The 15,326-nt window shown below is 32.5% G+C and carries 10 protein-coding genes; 6 read left to right on the forward strand and 4 right to left on the reverse strand.

From position 1 onward, the window contains the following. Positions 1-12 precede the first annotated feature (12 nt). The 5 genes from MOV42_RS04165 to MOV42_RS04185 all read left to right on the forward strand — a co-directional run bounded on the left by MOV42_RS04165 (position 13) and on the right by MOV42_RS04185 (position 9,173). Positions 13-1,062, forward strand: coding sequence for a phosphagen kinase (locus MOV42_RS04165; protein ID WP_324172531.1), 1,050 nt, complete (start codon positions 13-15; stop codon positions 1,060-1,062). A 126-nt stretch (positions 1,063-1,188) separates the two neighbouring features. Then, a complete protein-coding gene (locus MOV42_RS04170) occupies positions 1,189-7,266 on the forward strand; it encodes a hypothetical protein (RefSeq protein ID WP_324172532.1) in 6,078 nt (2,025 codons plus the stop codon). Positions 7,267-7,329: 63 nt separating this feature from the next. Next, a complete protein-coding gene (locus MOV42_RS04175) occupies positions 7,330-7,494 on the forward strand; it encodes a helix-turn-helix domain-containing protein (protein ID WP_324172533.1) in 165 nt (54 codons plus the stop codon). Continuing rightward, positions 7,479-8,882, forward strand: coding sequence for a HAMP domain-containing sensor histidine kinase (locus MOV42_RS04180; RefSeq protein ID WP_324172534.1), 1,404 nt, complete (start codon positions 7,479-7,481; stop codon positions 8,880-8,882). Before MOV42_RS04175 ends, MOV42_RS04180 begins: the two co-directional genes overlap by 16 nt. Before the next feature lie 72 nt (positions 8,883-8,954). Continuing rightward, complete coding sequence (locus tag MOV42_RS04185; protein ID WP_324172535.1) at positions 8,955-9,173, forward strand: hypothetical protein; 219 nt, start codon at positions 8,955-8,957, stop codon at positions 9,171-9,173. Here the strand turns inward: MOV42_RS04185 and MOV42_RS04190 are convergent. From MOV42_RS04190 to MOV42_RS04205, 4 genes are all read right to left on the reverse strand, one after another. After that, the gene (locus MOV42_RS04190) at positions 9,170-10,810 is read right to left on the reverse strand and encodes a DNA polymerase III subunit gamma/tau (RefSeq protein ID WP_324172536.1); all 1,641 of its coding nucleotides are present in this window, start codon (positions 10,808-10,810) and stop codon (positions 9,170-9,172) included. The two genes, MOV42_RS04185 and MOV42_RS04190, sit on opposite strands and share 4 nt — an antisense overlap. A gap of 52 nt (positions 10,811-10,862) precedes the next feature. Beyond that, on the reverse strand, positions 10,863-11,606 hold the full coding sequence (gene murI, locus MOV42_RS04195) for a glutamate racemase (protein WP_324172537.1): 744 nt from the start codon (positions 11,604-11,606) through the stop codon (positions 10,863-10,865). A gap of 2 nt (positions 11,607-11,608) precedes the next feature. Then, complete coding sequence (gene rho, locus MOV42_RS04200; RefSeq protein ID WP_324172538.1) at positions 11,609-12,961, reverse strand: transcription termination factor Rho; 1,353 nt, start codon at positions 12,959-12,961, stop codon at positions 11,609-11,611. A gap of 971 nt (positions 12,962-13,932) precedes the next feature. After that, entirely contained in the window at positions 13,933-14,454 is a 522-nt protein-coding gene (locus MOV42_RS04205) for a hypothetical protein (protein ID WP_324172539.1), read from the reverse strand. Positions 14,455-14,539: 85 nt separating this feature from the next. On the opposite strand from MOV42_RS04205, the gene surE reads away from it, so the two are divergent. Beyond that, complete coding sequence (gene surE, locus MOV42_RS04210; protein WP_324172540.1) at positions 14,540-15,325, forward strand: 5'/3'-nucleotidase SurE; 786 nt, start codon at positions 14,540-14,542, stop codon at positions 15,323-15,325. Position 15,326: the final 1 nt, after the last annotated feature.

The following is a 15,326-nucleotide window of genomic DNA, read 5'->3' on the forward strand; positions in this document are numbered from 1 at the left end:
GGAGATAAAAAAATGAAATACTTACAAGAGTATCCAAAATCTTTAGAAGGCTCAAAGTCACTGTTAGCGAAATACCTAAGTAAAGAAGTCTTCGAAGAGTTAAAAGATAAAGTGACATCTAATGGTTTTACATTGACTCAAGTAATCAACTCAGGTGTACAAAACCCTGATAGTGGGATTGGTGCTTATGTTGGAGATGAAGAGTCTTATGAAGTTTTTGCTTCACTGTTTGACCCTATTATAGAAGAATATCATGGATTTAAAAAAGAAGATAAACATAAAAGCAATCTAAATTCAAATGATTTAAATGCTCCAAATCCTGACCCAACTGGTGAATATATATTATCTACAAGAATCCGTGTTGGCAGAAATGTAAAAAATATACCTCTAGGACCTGCAATAAATGATGAACAAAGAGATGCAATAGAAAAAGAAGTATCTGAAGTTTTAAGTAGTTTTGAGAATAATTTAGGTGGTAAATATTATCCCTTAAATAATATGAGTGAAGAGAATACTAAATCACTGATTCAAGATCACTTCTTATTTAAAGCTGGAGATAGATTCCTCGAAACAGCAGGTTTAAATAGAAACTGGCCAAATGGAAGAGGCATCTTTCACAACAATGAAAAAACATTTTTAGTATGGATAAATGAAGAAGATGAACTTCGTATAATCTCTATGCAGCAAGGTGGAAATATAAAAGAGGTGTTTGTCAGACTTGTTACTGCTATAAATACATTATCTCAAAAATTTGAATTTGCTTATAACGACCACTTAGGTTATATCACCAGTTGTCCAACAAATCTTGGAACTGCAATGAGAGCTAGTGTGCATATAAAACTTCCAAACTTGGGAGATAAAATGGATGAATTTAAAATTATTGCAGATAAATATCATGTTCAAATAAGAGGTGTTCATGGTGAGCATTCTCAAAGTGAAGGTGGTATTTATGATATCTCTAATAAAAGAAGACTAGGTGTTAGCGAGGTTGAATGTGTACAAGATATGTATGATGGTGTAGTTGCCCTTATAAAAAGAGAAAAAGAGCTGTCTAAGATTTAAATTATTATATTCCTGTAAATGATAAAAAAATAAAGGTGTATTGTCCCTATGGACAATAGGAATCATTTTTTAATTGTCCTATTATGACTACAATTAAAATATTTTTAAAGTTTCAGGAGAAATATCATGGCAACCAAAATCGCAACCGTAAGTAATTTAGAGGGTAAATTTTTTGCAAAAGATAAAGATGGAAATGTAGTAGAGTTAAAAAATGGTGATACGATTTTCGAAGATATGACTGTTTTTGGAGATAAAAATAATCCTGCATCTGAAAAGATTCAATTTGCTATGAATAATGGTTCTGATGATGTTGTCTTAAATGGAACTCAAGAGCAAACTTTTGATAGTTCTTTAAACGATGAACCAAGTGAAGAAAGTGGGTTATCTAAAGAGAGTGTAGAAAAAGCACTGATAAAAGAGTTGTATGTTCAAGAAGATAAAACAGATACAAAAGATGAAGATCTAGGTATCTTGGATGAAACAGCAGCTGGTGAAGAAAAAGCAAAACAAAACGAAGGTGGAGAAGGGCAGTTTGCAGATAGAGATGCGGTACAAACAGATGTAACTACAAAACTTAGAAGTGCTAAATTTGAGTTAGATGATAAACCACAAGAAGTTGAAAGAAAACTAATTGTAGAGCAAAAAGAAGATGGTGAAGTAGTAGATACAACTCCAACTACAGCACCAACTGTAACAATTACAGAAGATACAAACAATGATGGAAGTTTAGTTAACTCAGAAATCTCAGGTGCTACAGATATTAAAATTGATTTACCAGATGGAGCAGTAGCAGGTGATACTCTAAATGTAACTATAGATGGAACTACTACTAAAGTAACAATTACAGATGCAATGATAACTGCAAAGGTTTATACAACAAGTGTAGCAACTCCAGTGGAAGGCGCAACTCTAAAAGTAAGTGCAACAATCACTGACCAAAACAATAATACTTCAGCATCTAGTTCTGATAGTGTAACAAGAGCAGATGAAACTCCAACTACAGCACCAACTGTAACAATTACAGAAGATACAAACAATGATGGAAGTTTAGTTAACTCAGAAATCTCAGGTGCTACAGATATTAAAATTGATTTACCAGATGGAGCAGTAGCAGGTGATACTCTAAATGTAACTATAGATGGAACTACTACTAAAGTAACAATTACAGATGCAATGATAACTGCAAAGGTTTATACAACAAGTGTAGCAACTCCAGTGGAAGGCGCAACTCTAAAAGTAAGTGCAACAATCACTGACCAAAACAATAATACTTCAGCATCTAGTTCTGATAGTGTAACAAGAGCAGATGAAACTCCAACTACAGCACCAACTGTAACAATTACAGAAGATACAAACAATGATGGAAGTTTAGTTAACTCAGAAATCTCAGGTGCTACAGATATTAAAATTGATTTACCAGATGGAGCAGTAGCAGGTGATACTCTAAATGTAACTATAGATGGAACTACTACTAAAGTAACAATTACAGATGCAATGATAACTGCAAAGGTTTATACAACAAGTGTAGCAACTCCAGTGGAAGGCGCAACTCTAAAAGTAAGTGCAACAATCACTGACCAAAACAATAATACTTCAGCATCTAGTTCTGATAGTGTAACAAGAGCAGATGAAACTCCAACTACAGCACCAACTGTAACAATTACAGAAGATACAAACAATGATGGAAGTTTAGTTAACTCAGAAATCTCAGGTGCTACAGATATTAAAATTGATTTACCAGATGGAGCAGTAGCAGGTGATACTCTAAATGTAACTATAGATTCAACTACTACTAAAGTAACAATTACAGATGCAATGATAACTGCAAAGGTTTATACAACAAGTGTAGCAACTCCAGTGGAAGGCGCAACTCTAAAAGTAAGTGCAACAATCACTGACCAAAACAATAATACTTCAGCATCTAGTTCTGATAGTGTAACAAGAGCAGATGAAACTCCAACTACAGCACCAACTGTAACAATTACAGAAGATACAAACAATGATGGAAGTTTAGTTAACTCAGAAATCTCAGGTGCTACAGATATTAAAATTGATTTACCAGATGGAGCAGTAGCAGGTGATACTCTAAATGTAACTATAGATGGAACTACTACTAAAGTAACAATTACAGATGCAATGATAACTGCAAAGGTTTATACAACAAGTGTAGCAACTCCAGTGGAAGGCGCAACTCTAAAAGTAAGTGCAACAATCACTGACCAAAACAATAATACTTCAGCATCTAGTTCTGATAGTGTAACAAGAGCAGATGAAACTCCAACTACAGCACCAACTGTAACAATTACAGAAGATACAAACAATGATGGAAGTTTAGTTAACTCAGAAATCTCAGGTGCTACAGATATTAAAATTGATTTACCAGATGGAGCAGTAGCAGGTGATACTCTAAATGTAACTATAGATGGAACTACTACTAAAGTAACAATTACAGATGCAATGATAACTGCAAAGGTTTATACAACAAGTGTAGCAACTCCAGTGGAAGGCGCAACTCTAAAAGTAAGTGCAACAATCACTGACCAAAACAATAATACTTCAGCATCTAGTTCTGATAGTGTAACAAGAGCAGATGAAACTCCAACTACAGCACCAACTGTAACAATTACAGAAGATACAAACAATGATGGAAGTTTAGTTAACTCAGAAATCTCAGGTGCTACAGATATTAAAATTGATTTACCAGATGGAGCAGTAGCAGGTGATACTCTAAATGTAACTATAGATTCAACTACTACTAAAGTAACAATTACAGATGCAATGATAACTGCAAAGGTTTATACAACAAGTGTAGCAACTCCAGTGGAAGGCGCAACTCTAAAAGTAAGTGCAACAATCACTGACCAAAACAATAATACTTCAGCATCTAGTTCTGATAGTGTAACAAGAGCAGACCAAGCAGAAGCTCCGACACTAGATATTACTAGGGATACAACTACTACTCAGTTAATAACAATAGAAAATGTAAATACTACAAATAACGGATTTGAGATTAGTACTAAAAAAGCAGATGGTTCAGACTCAACTATAAGTATTAACAAAAATCATGATGGATTTGGTGTTAAAGGTTCATCCTCTGATGGACATAATAGTGAGTTAGGGCATGAAGAAATACTTGTTGTAAAATTTGATACAGATGTATCGTCTATTGATGTTTCTTTTTCATGGAAACATAGTGGCGAGATAGCTGTGATTACATTTTACAAAGATGGCAAAGTAGTTGGTACTGCTACTTATAAAAAGGGTAGTGATGGTATCGATGACCCTGTTACATTTAAACCTGATAATGGTGCAAAATTTGATAAGGCTGTATTTAGTGCTCCTAATTCAGGAGATGATTATCTTATTCACTCTATAAGCTATGAAAAAGTTGAAACTGCGTCAGATCCATTAATTGTAGAGGAAGAAGGTTCTGTAGCATTTAGTATAGTTTCTGCCCTTACTGATACAGATGGTTCAGAGTCCCTAAAAGTTGAGTTAAAAGATATTCCAGTTGGATTTACTATATCAGATGGTACAAATTCGTTTACATCAACTGATTTAACAACCAGTGTAGATATGACAAGCTGGGATAAAAGTAATCTTACCTTGAAGACTACAAATGTATCTGATACAACTACTTACACATTAAAAGTAGTCTCAACTAGTACAGAGTCTTCAAGCGGAGATGAGGCTACGACAACTAAAACTATTCAAGTAACAGTTACTGATAATGAACAAATTGCTTTAGAGATGAATACACCAACAACATTTGTAGAAGATGCTACTTGGGCAGGTGATACGGTAACAACAGTAAAAACTGTAAATGATCCTGATGGTTCAGATTACACATATACAATTCAAGATGCAAGTGGATTCTATGCAATAGATGCAACTACTGGTGAAGTTACATTAACAACAAGAGGTGCGGCAGAAGTAAATGTAGGTAGAGATCTTCCAACCTTTAGTGTAGCAGTATCTTCAACAACTGGTCAAACATCAACAAGTACTCCTGCAAGTGTGGATCCATTAGTAATATTTGTTAATGATGTCACAAAAACTAATTTGGATATGAATATTACAGATAACAATACAATATTGAGAGTTAATGCTGCAAATGGTGTTTTTGCGAATGATAGTGATGAAGATGATGTACTATCAATATCCACATTTACTATTGCAGGAGATGCTACAGAATATACAGCAGGTCAAACAGTAACAATTGCAGATCAAGGCACACTTACTCTAAATGCAGATGGTGGATATACATTTACGCCTATAAATAACTACTATGGTAATCTACAGGTTGTTACTTATAAAACAAATACAGGTTCAACTGATACTCTTACTATCAATGTTGCTGCCATGGCAGATGCTCCGACACTAGATATTACGAGTGATATAACTACTACTCAGTTAATAACAATAGAAAATGTAAATACTAAAAATAACGGATTTGAGATCACTTCTCACAATATATATGGTCCATCAATTATAAGTACTGATGTATATCGAGATGGATTTGGTGTTGAAGGTTCAATTTTTGGTGAAGATAATGAGTTAAGGAGTGGAGAATTACTTACTGTAGACTTTGATACATATCAACGGTCTATTGATGTTTGTTTTTCAAGTAAAGATAGTAGTGAGACAGCTAAGGTTATATTTTTAAAAGATGGCGCAGTAGTTGGTACTGCTACTCATAAAGGTGGTGGTGATGGTATCGATACCCCTGTTACATTCAGACCTGAAAATGGTGAACAATTTAATCAGGTTGTATTTGAAGCTCCTTATGGAAGTGATTATCTTATTCACTCTATAAGCTATAAAGATGAAACTGTATCAGGTCCATTAATTGTATATGAAGAAGATTCTGTAGCATTTAGTATAGTTTCTGCCCTTACTGATACAGATGGTTCAGAGTCTCTAAAAGTTGAGTTAAAAGATATTCCAGTTGGATTTACTATATCAGATGGTACAAATTCGTTTACATCAACTGATTTAACAACCAGTGTAGATATGACAAGCTGGGATAAAAGTAATCTTACCTTGAAGACTACAAATGTATCTGATACAACTACTTACACATTAAAAGTAGTCTCAACTAGTACAGAGTCTTCAAACGGAGATGAGGCTACGACAACTAAAACTATTCAAGTAACAGTTACTGATAATGAACCAATTGCTTTAGAGATGAATACACCAACAACATTTGTAGAAGATGCTACTTGGGCAGGTGATACGGTAACAACAGTAAAAACTGTAAATGATCCTGATGGTTCAGATTACACATATACAATTCAAGATACAAATGGAATATTTGGAATATTTCCAAGTGGATTCTATACGATAGATGCAACTACTGGTGAAGTTACATTAACAACAGCAGGTGCGGCAGAAGTAAATGAAGGTAAATATCTTCCACCATTTACTGTAACAGTATCTTCAACAACTGGTCAAACATCAACAAGTACTCCAGTAAGTGTAGTCATAAATGAGCCAATTGCTTTAGAGATGAATACACCAACAAAATTTGTAGAAGATGCTACTTATGCAGGTGATACAGTAACAACAGTAAAAACTGTAAATGATCCTGATGGTTCAGATTACACATATACAATTCAAGATACAAATGGATTCTTTGGACTATTTTCAAGTGGATTCTATGTAATAGATGCAACTACTGGTGAAGTTACATTAACAACAGCAGGTGCATCAGAAGTAAATGAAGGTAAAGATCTTCCACCATTTACTGTAACAGTATCTTCAACAAGCGGTCAAACAGCACCAAGTACCCCAGTAAATGTAGATCCATCAATAATACTTATGGGTGATAACATAAAAATTAATTCGGATATAAATAGTACAAATGAAGATACAATATTCACTTTAGAAAAAGGTGATAATTTAGATTTTTCAGATGCTAATATCGTAAGTATTATTAATGTAGAAAAAATTGATATGACTGATGGAACGCACACTATAAGTAACTTATCATTAGATGATATTATGGATATGACAGGTCCTGAAAATAGATTAGAAATCATAGGTGATAGTGACGATAAAATTGAAGGTTTAGATACTGCTGGTTGGGATGAAACAGGAGATACAACGGATAATATACATGAGTATAGTCGCACAAATGGTGATGGTTCAACAGATAGCATAACATTAACAATAGATGAGCAAATAGATACAACAGGTATGTAACCTGATTGTAATAAAATTAAAACAACATTTTGCTACAATAGTAAAAAATAATTAGGTAGTTTTATGAGTGCAAAGATTGTTGTTGTTGAAAATGTCTTGGGAGATGGAGAACTTTACCAGTGCAAGACTGTAAATGTAGTCATAAATAGACTAAAAGAAAAGATAGACCCACTAAAAATAAAAGAGTATATACAAACTGTTAGAGGAGTTGGATGCCGCCTGTGTTAAAAATTCATCAATTATTTATTATCAAGTTTCTTCTTCTTTTTGTTGGGACACTTTTTATTACTTCACTTATAAGTTATGTCGCTTTAAAATCTATCATAATTGAACATAACAAAAATCATCTACGAAATGCAATAATATTAATGGAATTAGAGTTAGATAAGATTGAAGATTTAGACTCTTTTTCCTTGAAGGTTAAAAAAAGAACTAACTTAAGAGTAACAATGATAGATATAAATGGAATTGTTATAGCTGAATCAGATGCAGATAAAAAGAGTATGGACAATCACGCTTCAAGATATGAAGTTATGCAAGCCAATAAAGAAGAATTTTCTTATGTTCTAAGATATTCAAAAACATTAAGCGTTGATTTTTTATATGTAGTGAAAAAATTATCTTATTTAAACGAAGAGATATATATTCGACTCTCAATGAGTTTAGAACAAATTATGAGTGATTTCTACTCTCTTTGGTCTAAGTTAGTTCTAGTTTTTATACTTTTTATTATTATGGCTTTTTATGTTTCAAAGAAGATGAGTGAAAGAGTTGTTTATGATATAAATCAAATCACAAACTTTTTAGATGAAATCAGCAACAAAAACTATAAAGCCATAGTGAAAACAAAATACTTTTATGAGTTTTTGCAAATATCTTTAATGCTTAAAAATCTTGTGAAAAAATTAAGTTCAAGAGAGAAACAAAAAAGAAAATACACAGCGAAGCTTAGACTAATGAACAAACAAAGAAATGACATACTTTCAGCTATATCCCATGAGTTTAAAAATCCTATTGCTTCCATCATGGGTTATGCACAAACACTTCAAGATGATCCAGAAATTTCACCAAAAATTCGTGAGAAATTTTTAAATAAAATAAGTTCAAATGGAGATAAAATATCAAAAATGCTAGATAGACTTGCTTTGTCCGTTAAACTTGAAAATAAAGATTTAGACATAAGTTTAAGTGAGTTTGATATGAAACTTTTATGTGAAGAGGTCATTTTAAATCTAAGCTCAAAATATAAAAAGAGAGAGATAAATTTAAAAGCAGATAAAACAATAATTAAAGCAGATAAAACAATGATAGAGTTAGTTCTTATAAACTTAATAGATAATGCTTTAAAGTACTCAGAATTAGAAGTAAATATTCTTCTTGAAGATGGAGAAGTGTTTGTTATAGATAAAGGAATCGGCATACAAGAAGAGCATCTAGATAAAGTTACAGGAAAATTTTACAGAGTTAAGAAAAATTCTTGGGATAATTCAATGGGCATAGGTTTAGCTATGGTTAGTTATATTCTTAAGATTCATGATTCAAAATTAGAGATAGAGTCTATCTTTGCCAAAGGTTCAACTTTTAGCTTTTCTATGAAAGAGATGATAAAAAAATAGCAAAATGCAATATTTTTGCAACTATGATTTTTTTTGAGATATATTTTTATTATTAAATTAGTAGGAATATAAATGCGAAATTTTGAAGCGATTGTAGTAGAGTTGAAATATCACTTAACACCACAAAAGAGTAAAAAAGTTTTAGATAAAGATGTTGCAGATATATTAAAATTATCTCAATCAAACTTTGCAACTTTAAAAAGAAGAAATGTTACACCATATAAAAATATTTTAGAGTATTGCGAAAAAGAGAAACTATCTTGTAATGAGATATTTTTTCAAGATAGTTAAATCTTAGACTGAATAGTAATCTTTGTAGCTTCAAACATTTCAATGGCTTTTTGAACCATAGGTTCATCTTTGATATTGTTTGAATCTACTTCTTTAGTAGATTCGTCAGTTGATGAGCAATTAGTCACACAACTTCCACTCCCACCAATCTCAGCTTCTTCTACCATAGACGAAGGTTCAGGCTCTTGAGGCTCTGGTACTGATGCTTTTGTGCATCTATTGCCTTTTATCTTTGTTTGGAATCCATAAGCTTCTTTTACTAGATGCTGTATAGCTCCCCAACCATGTTTTAGAGCTTTTTTTGCTTCTTCATCAGGGCAACTTTCCCAAGTAAGTAATCCATCCTCAAAAGATACAAATGTTATGGATTTTTCAAAACAGATACCTAAGTCATTATTTCTATCTTTTATACTTGCGATTAGTTCATCAAATTTTTGATTTGTTAAAGGTGTTACTACTTCTTCTTTTTTTGCTTCTGCTTGTATCGGCTCTTGAATACTTGAAGCTTCTTTAACTTCTGTAGTCGCTTTTACTGTTTCTTGTGGTTTTATAATTTCCTGCGGTCTCTGAATCTCTTTTTGTAAAGATTCTATCATTTGATCTACTTCTTTTATACGAAGAGCTTCAATCATTTTAAAGAAAATCATAGAAAGTACAAAAGAACCATCAGCATTTATAGAAAACAGATATTTTGAATCACTTAAAATTCTAAAAAATCTATCTAACACAAGAGTAGAAAAAAGTGCATCTTGGTTATACATACGCTCTTTAAGATAAGCAATAAGCTCATCAACAACCATTTCTGCTTCATAATCTTCTAATACTTTTGTATACTCAACAAGTTGTGCATAGTCTTTTGCAAAAACAGCATTAAATAAATCAGTTATAAACTTTGGATCAACAAGACCTAGCATATCTGTAACTGTATTAACATCAACATGATTTTTGGAGTAAATTATAGCTTGATCTAAAAGCGTAAGTGTATCTCTAAGACTTCCGCTTCCACTTCTTGCTAAGATTTCCAAGGCATCATGTTCATAGCCAATTTTTTCAAGATTTAGTATATGAGCTAAGTGGTCTATAACCTTATTTGTTGCGATGCGTTTAAATCTAAAGTGTTGAGTACGACTAAGTATAGTTGCTGGAAGTTTTAGTGGATCGGTAGTTGCTAATATGAACTTTACATACTCAGGTGGTTCTTCAAGTGTTTTTAAAAGAGCATTAAAAGCAGGAGTACTTAACATATGAACTTCATCGATTATGATAACTTTAAATCTTGCACTACTTGGTTTGTATTTTGTTTGTTCAACAAGACTTTTTATATCATCTATTCCACGATTTGAAGCCGCGTCCATTTCTATGATATCTATATGGCGGTTTTGCAGTGCAGAAACACAGTTTGAGCAAACTCCACAAGGTTGATGACTCATGCCTTCTTCACATATTAGAGCCTTTGCAAAGATGCGGGCAGTTGAAGTTTTCCCACTTCCTCTTAATCCTGAAAAAAGATAAGCATGAGAGAGTCTGTTTGAATCAAGTGCGAGTGATAGTGTTTGTGATATTGTTTCTTGACCGATTAGTTCATCAAATGTAGATGGACGATATTTTCTTGCTAAAACTTCTGAAGATTCTTTCAACTGCAACTCCGAATTTAATTAGAAAGATTCTATCATTTAAAGAGTTAATATTTTATTTATCGAGCCATTTCTTTGCAATATTTTTTAACGCTTGTGGATTTTCTGAAGAGAAAAATTCTAGTTTAGTGTTTTTATATTTTGTAATAAATTCAAATTTATTTTCAAGATACTCAACGATGGCATCTCCAGAGTGAATAAGTATAGTTTCATCTCCAAAGTAGTTTTTTATTGTCTTTGAAATAAGAGGAAAATGTGTACATCCTAAGATAATGGCATCTGGTTTTTGAAGATTTTGAAAGTAATGCTTTAGAGTTGCATCTAAGACTTCCCCTTCATATATTTCTTCTTCAACAAGAGGTACAAAAAGTCCTGTTGCTTTTGATTCTATATTTTTAAATTCTTTGTCTTTAAGTCCTAGTTCATAAGCTTTTGAGTTTATCGTTGCCTTTGTACCAAGAACTAAAATATTGGAGTTTTTATCTTCAAGTGCATTTGCTGTGGCTAAGATACCAGCTTCAACCACTCCTATAACAGGGCAAGTAGAGTGTTCTCTCATCTCATCTAATGCATGAGCACTTACAGAATTACAAGCTACTATGATTAGGTCAATATCAAAATCTTTGAAAAACTCAACTGCTTCAATAGCGTAACGAATGATAGTAGTTTTGTCTTTTATTCCATAAGGAACACGAGCAGTATCTCCGAAGTAGATTATCTTCTCAAAAAGTTTATGCTCTAAAAGTGACTTAACAACAGTTAATCCACCAATTCCACTATCAAATACTCCTACTTTCATAATTATGAGTTTGTATTCATGCTCTCAAGAAATTCATCATTAGTTTCGTTTTTGCCCATAGTAGTGTATATGAATTTTAATGCTTCAACTTCATTATCTTGTTTATGAAGCATTTGACGAAGGATAAATACTTTTTGTAAGTTCTCTTTACCAATAAGAAGTTCATCTTTACGAGTACCAGATTTAAGAATATCCATAGCTGGGTAAATTCTTCTATCAGCAATTTTTCTATCAAGAACAACTTCCATATTACCAGTACCTTTGAACTCTTCAAAGATAACTTCGTCCATTCTACTACCAGTATCTACAAGAGCAGTAGCGATGATAGTTAAACTTCCACCATTTTCAATGTTTCTTGCAGCTCCGAAGAATCTTTTTGGTTTATGTAGAGCATTTGCATCTACACCACCAGAAAGTACTTTACCGCTTGAAGGTGTTACAGTATTATATGCACGAGCAAGACGAGTGATAGAATCAAGAAGGATTACAACATCTCTACCTAACTCAACAAGTCTTTTTGCCTTTTCAATTACCATCTCAGCAACTTTAACATGGTTTTTAGCTGGCATATCAAAAGTAGAGCTATAAACTTCACCCTTAACACTTCTTTCCATATCTGTTACTTCTTCTGGTCTTTCATCAACAAGTAAAACCATTAAATCAACTTCTGAATGATTTGCAGCGATACCATGAGCAATCTCTTTAAGCAATTCTGTTTTACCACTTCTTGGAGGTGCAACAATCAGACCACGCTGACCTTTACCAATAGGACAAAATAAATCCATCATACGGCCAGTAAGACCTTTTTCTCTATACTCTAGTTTGAATTTTTCTAATGGATAAAGTGGAGTAAGGTTTTCAAATAGAGGTCTTTTTTTACTCTCTTCAGGAGGTAAGCTGTTTACTGCCTCTATCTTGATAAGTGCATAATAACGCTCTTGATCTTTTGGAGGTCTTACTTGACCTGTAACCACATCACCATTTCTAAGTGCAAATCTTTTTATCTGTGTATTTGACACATAAGCATCGTTGATACTTTCGTTAAAACTTTTATCTATAGAACGGATAAACCCATATCCATCTTGCATAATTTCTAAAATACCACTAAATAGTATGAAACCACCTTGCTCAGTTTGAGCTTTTAGAATTTCAAAAATAATATCTTGTCTTTTTAGTTCATTTGGATGCTCAACTTTTAACTCGTTAGCAATTACTACTAATTCTTCTGTAGTTTTTGTGCGAAGGTCTTCAACGCTAGCGCCTTTAACGGGTTTGTGAGTTCTTGATTTAGAGTTATTTCTATTGTTGTTATTGTTATTGTTTTTACGTGGTTGTTGTGAATTGTTTTCACTCATAAAGTAAGTACCTTAATTTATTTGGGATTTTTTATTGTAAGAAAGGGTTGATAAGTTATTTTAATAATGTAATTTTACTATAATAGGATGAAAAAAGTCAAGTTTATGTATTAGTCCATAACGTTTGTTGTGATTGATGATTTTCCTTTAGGTAAATTATTCGTTCCTCGTATTTGTTAGACTTTGTGCTTAATTAGCTGTAAAAGCAAATCATTAATATTATCTTGAAATACATTATCTCGACTTAATTAAAAAAAAACGGGTGCATAAAACACCTTACAGAAGTTCAAGAAGAGGAATAAAGAGGTATTTTTGTAAGGACTGTAAAACTTCTTTTAGTTCAAAAAGAAGACCAGAACAGCTACAAAGAATAATCTTTAAAGAATACTTTTTGCATCGCCAAACACTCAAACAGCTTTCAGCTAAATATGATAAATCTATACCTTGGGTAATGAAGTAAAGAGACGTACCACAAGGGCATAAGCATCACTTCCATCAAAAGAAAATTGTACAGCGATATATTACAATGTGACCAAAACTTTACCCAAAAGCTAGATGAATTGGATGAAATCTACCGAGACTTTTTAGAAGAAAAATCCATATCTTCAACTACTGGAGAACTTCACTATACTCATCCAAGAATAAGAGCTGCGTATAGAAGCTTGAGAACGAATTTACCTTATACCCCAAGGGCAGGCTTCACGCTCTTTTTACTTACAAAAACTATAAGAAATTATCTATATCAAATACTACAAATGCACTTGAAGGTGGAGTATTCTCTCATATGACTAGGTGCGCTTGAGGGTAAAAATATGATTAGTTTACATCGTGGATTGAGTAAAAGTTTGAAGTTGAGTTTAGTTTAGTAGATTATTATTTGGTAAATTATAAGAAAAAGTAGAAAATTATGCACCCGTTTTTTTAATTAAGTCGAAAACTCTACAAAGAATAGTTTCTGAGTAATTTTGTTTCTAAGCATATAATTTTTTGTTAAATTCATCAAACTCTTCTAAAGTTTTTTCTAGTAGTTTTTTAGCATCTTCAAAAAAATTATCTATGATATTTACTTTCTCTAGTGAGTTATCAAACATTTTAACTATATTTGTTTTTATATGATTTTTTACCTCTTCACTTCTTTCTTTATTTGGTTCAAAAATAGCAGCTATTGTATGTGCTAGTTCTGTCACAGGTGACTTAGGTGCAGCATCTTTGAGTTCTTTTAAAAATGAGTCTATAAAAGGTTGAGCAATCTTCATAAAAGCTTCTATCTCTTTTTTATCTTGTGCATCTATGCCATTAGTTTCGATTGAAAATTGAAATGATTGCATAGATGAAAAACTCATAGAAGTACTTGAGCTATTTTCATCTTTTTGGTTTCTGTAAGACATAGACTGTTCATTTGCAAAGTCCATTTTTATAACATCTCCACTAGAAGTTCTCATCTTTATATTTAAATCGTGTGAGCGGTATGCATCAAGTCCATAAGAAGTCATAATTTATCCTTTGTATCTGTAACTTATATATCGGAAAAAAAAGTAAATTATAAAGCTTAAAGAGCTTTTTGTATAAAATACACTTATGAAAAAAAAATATAAAATTTTAGTGACAAATGATGATGGTTACGAGGCAAAAGGTTTGCTTTGTTTAGTGAAGGCTTTAAAAGAGTTAGATGGTGTTGAAGTTACTGTTGTCGCTCCTGCAAATGAGAAGTCTGCTTGTGGACATTCTCTTACTTTGGTTCGTCCACTTCGTTTTGTGAGTGTTGATGATGATTTTTATAAACTCGACGATGGTACTCCTAGTGATTGTGTTTACTTATCTCTAAGTACACTTTTTGAAAATGAAAAGCCTGACCTTCTCGTAAGTGGCATAAATCGTGGCTCAAACATGGGAGAAGATATAACTTATAGTGGAACAGCAGCAGGTGCTATGGAAGGTGTTTTACATGATGTTCCTTCAATTGCCATTTCTCAAGTGATGGACTTTACAAATCCAGATGGAGATTTTACTCTTGCAATGAAAACTATAAAAAAACTTGTTTTAAAGATTAAAAAGGGTTCCTTTCCTTTACCAAAAAGAGAGTTTTTAAATATAAATATACCAGCAGATGTTGATGAAGCACAGATGCAAGTAACTTATGCAGGTTATAGATTTTACGCAAATGATTCTCATGTACATAGAAACCCAAGAGGTGAAGAATATTACTGGTTAGGATTACATCCTCTTGATTTTGTTCCAAGAGATGGCGTTGAAGAAGTTAGTGATTATGAGGCTGTTCAGGCAGGTAAAATATCGATAACGCCTATTATGCTTGATTTAAGTGCGTATAAAAGTATAAAAAATCTCAAAAGTTGGATAGAGTAAA

This window comes from Sulfurimonas sp. (assembly GCF_029027405.1).
In the GTDB taxonomy this organism is placed as follows: domain Bacteria; phylum Campylobacterota; class Campylobacteria; order Campylobacterales; family Sulfurimonadaceae; genus Sulfurimonas.

Bases quoted from the DNA above. Each gene is read 5' to 3' on its own strand.
- MOV42_RS04180 (WP_324172534.1), top strand. From the start codon at position 7,479: ATGCCGCCTGTGTTAAAAATTCATCAATTATTTATTATCAAGTTTCTT.
- rho (WP_324172538.1), bottom strand. From the start codon at position 12,961: ATGAGTGAAAACAATTCACAACAACCACGTAAAAACAATAACAATAAC.
- murI (WP_324172537.1), bottom strand. From the start codon at position 11,606: ATGAAAGTAGGAGTATTTGATAGTGGAATTGGTGGATTAACTGTTGTT.
- MOV42_RS04175 (WP_324172533.1), top strand. From the start codon at position 7,330: ATGAGTGCAAAGATTGTTGTTGTTGAAAATGTCTTGGGAGATGGAGAA.
- MOV42_RS04170 (WP_324172532.1), top strand. From the start codon at position 1,189: ATGGCAACCAAAATCGCAACCGTAAGTAATTTAGAGGGTAAATTTTTT.
- MOV42_RS04205 (WP_324172539.1), bottom strand. From the start codon at position 14,454: ATGACTTCTTATGGACTTGATGCATACCGCTCACACGATTTAAATATA.
- surE (WP_324172540.1), top strand. From the start codon at position 14,540: ATGAAAAAAAAATATAAAATTTTAGTGACAAATGATGATGGTTACGAG.
- MOV42_RS04185 (WP_324172535.1), top strand. From the start codon at position 8,955: ATGCGAAATTTTGAAGCGATTGTAGTAGAGTTGAAATATCACTTAACA.
- MOV42_RS04165 (WP_324172531.1), top strand. From the start codon at position 13: ATGAAATACTTACAAGAGTATCCAAAATCTTTAGAAGGCTCAAAGTCA.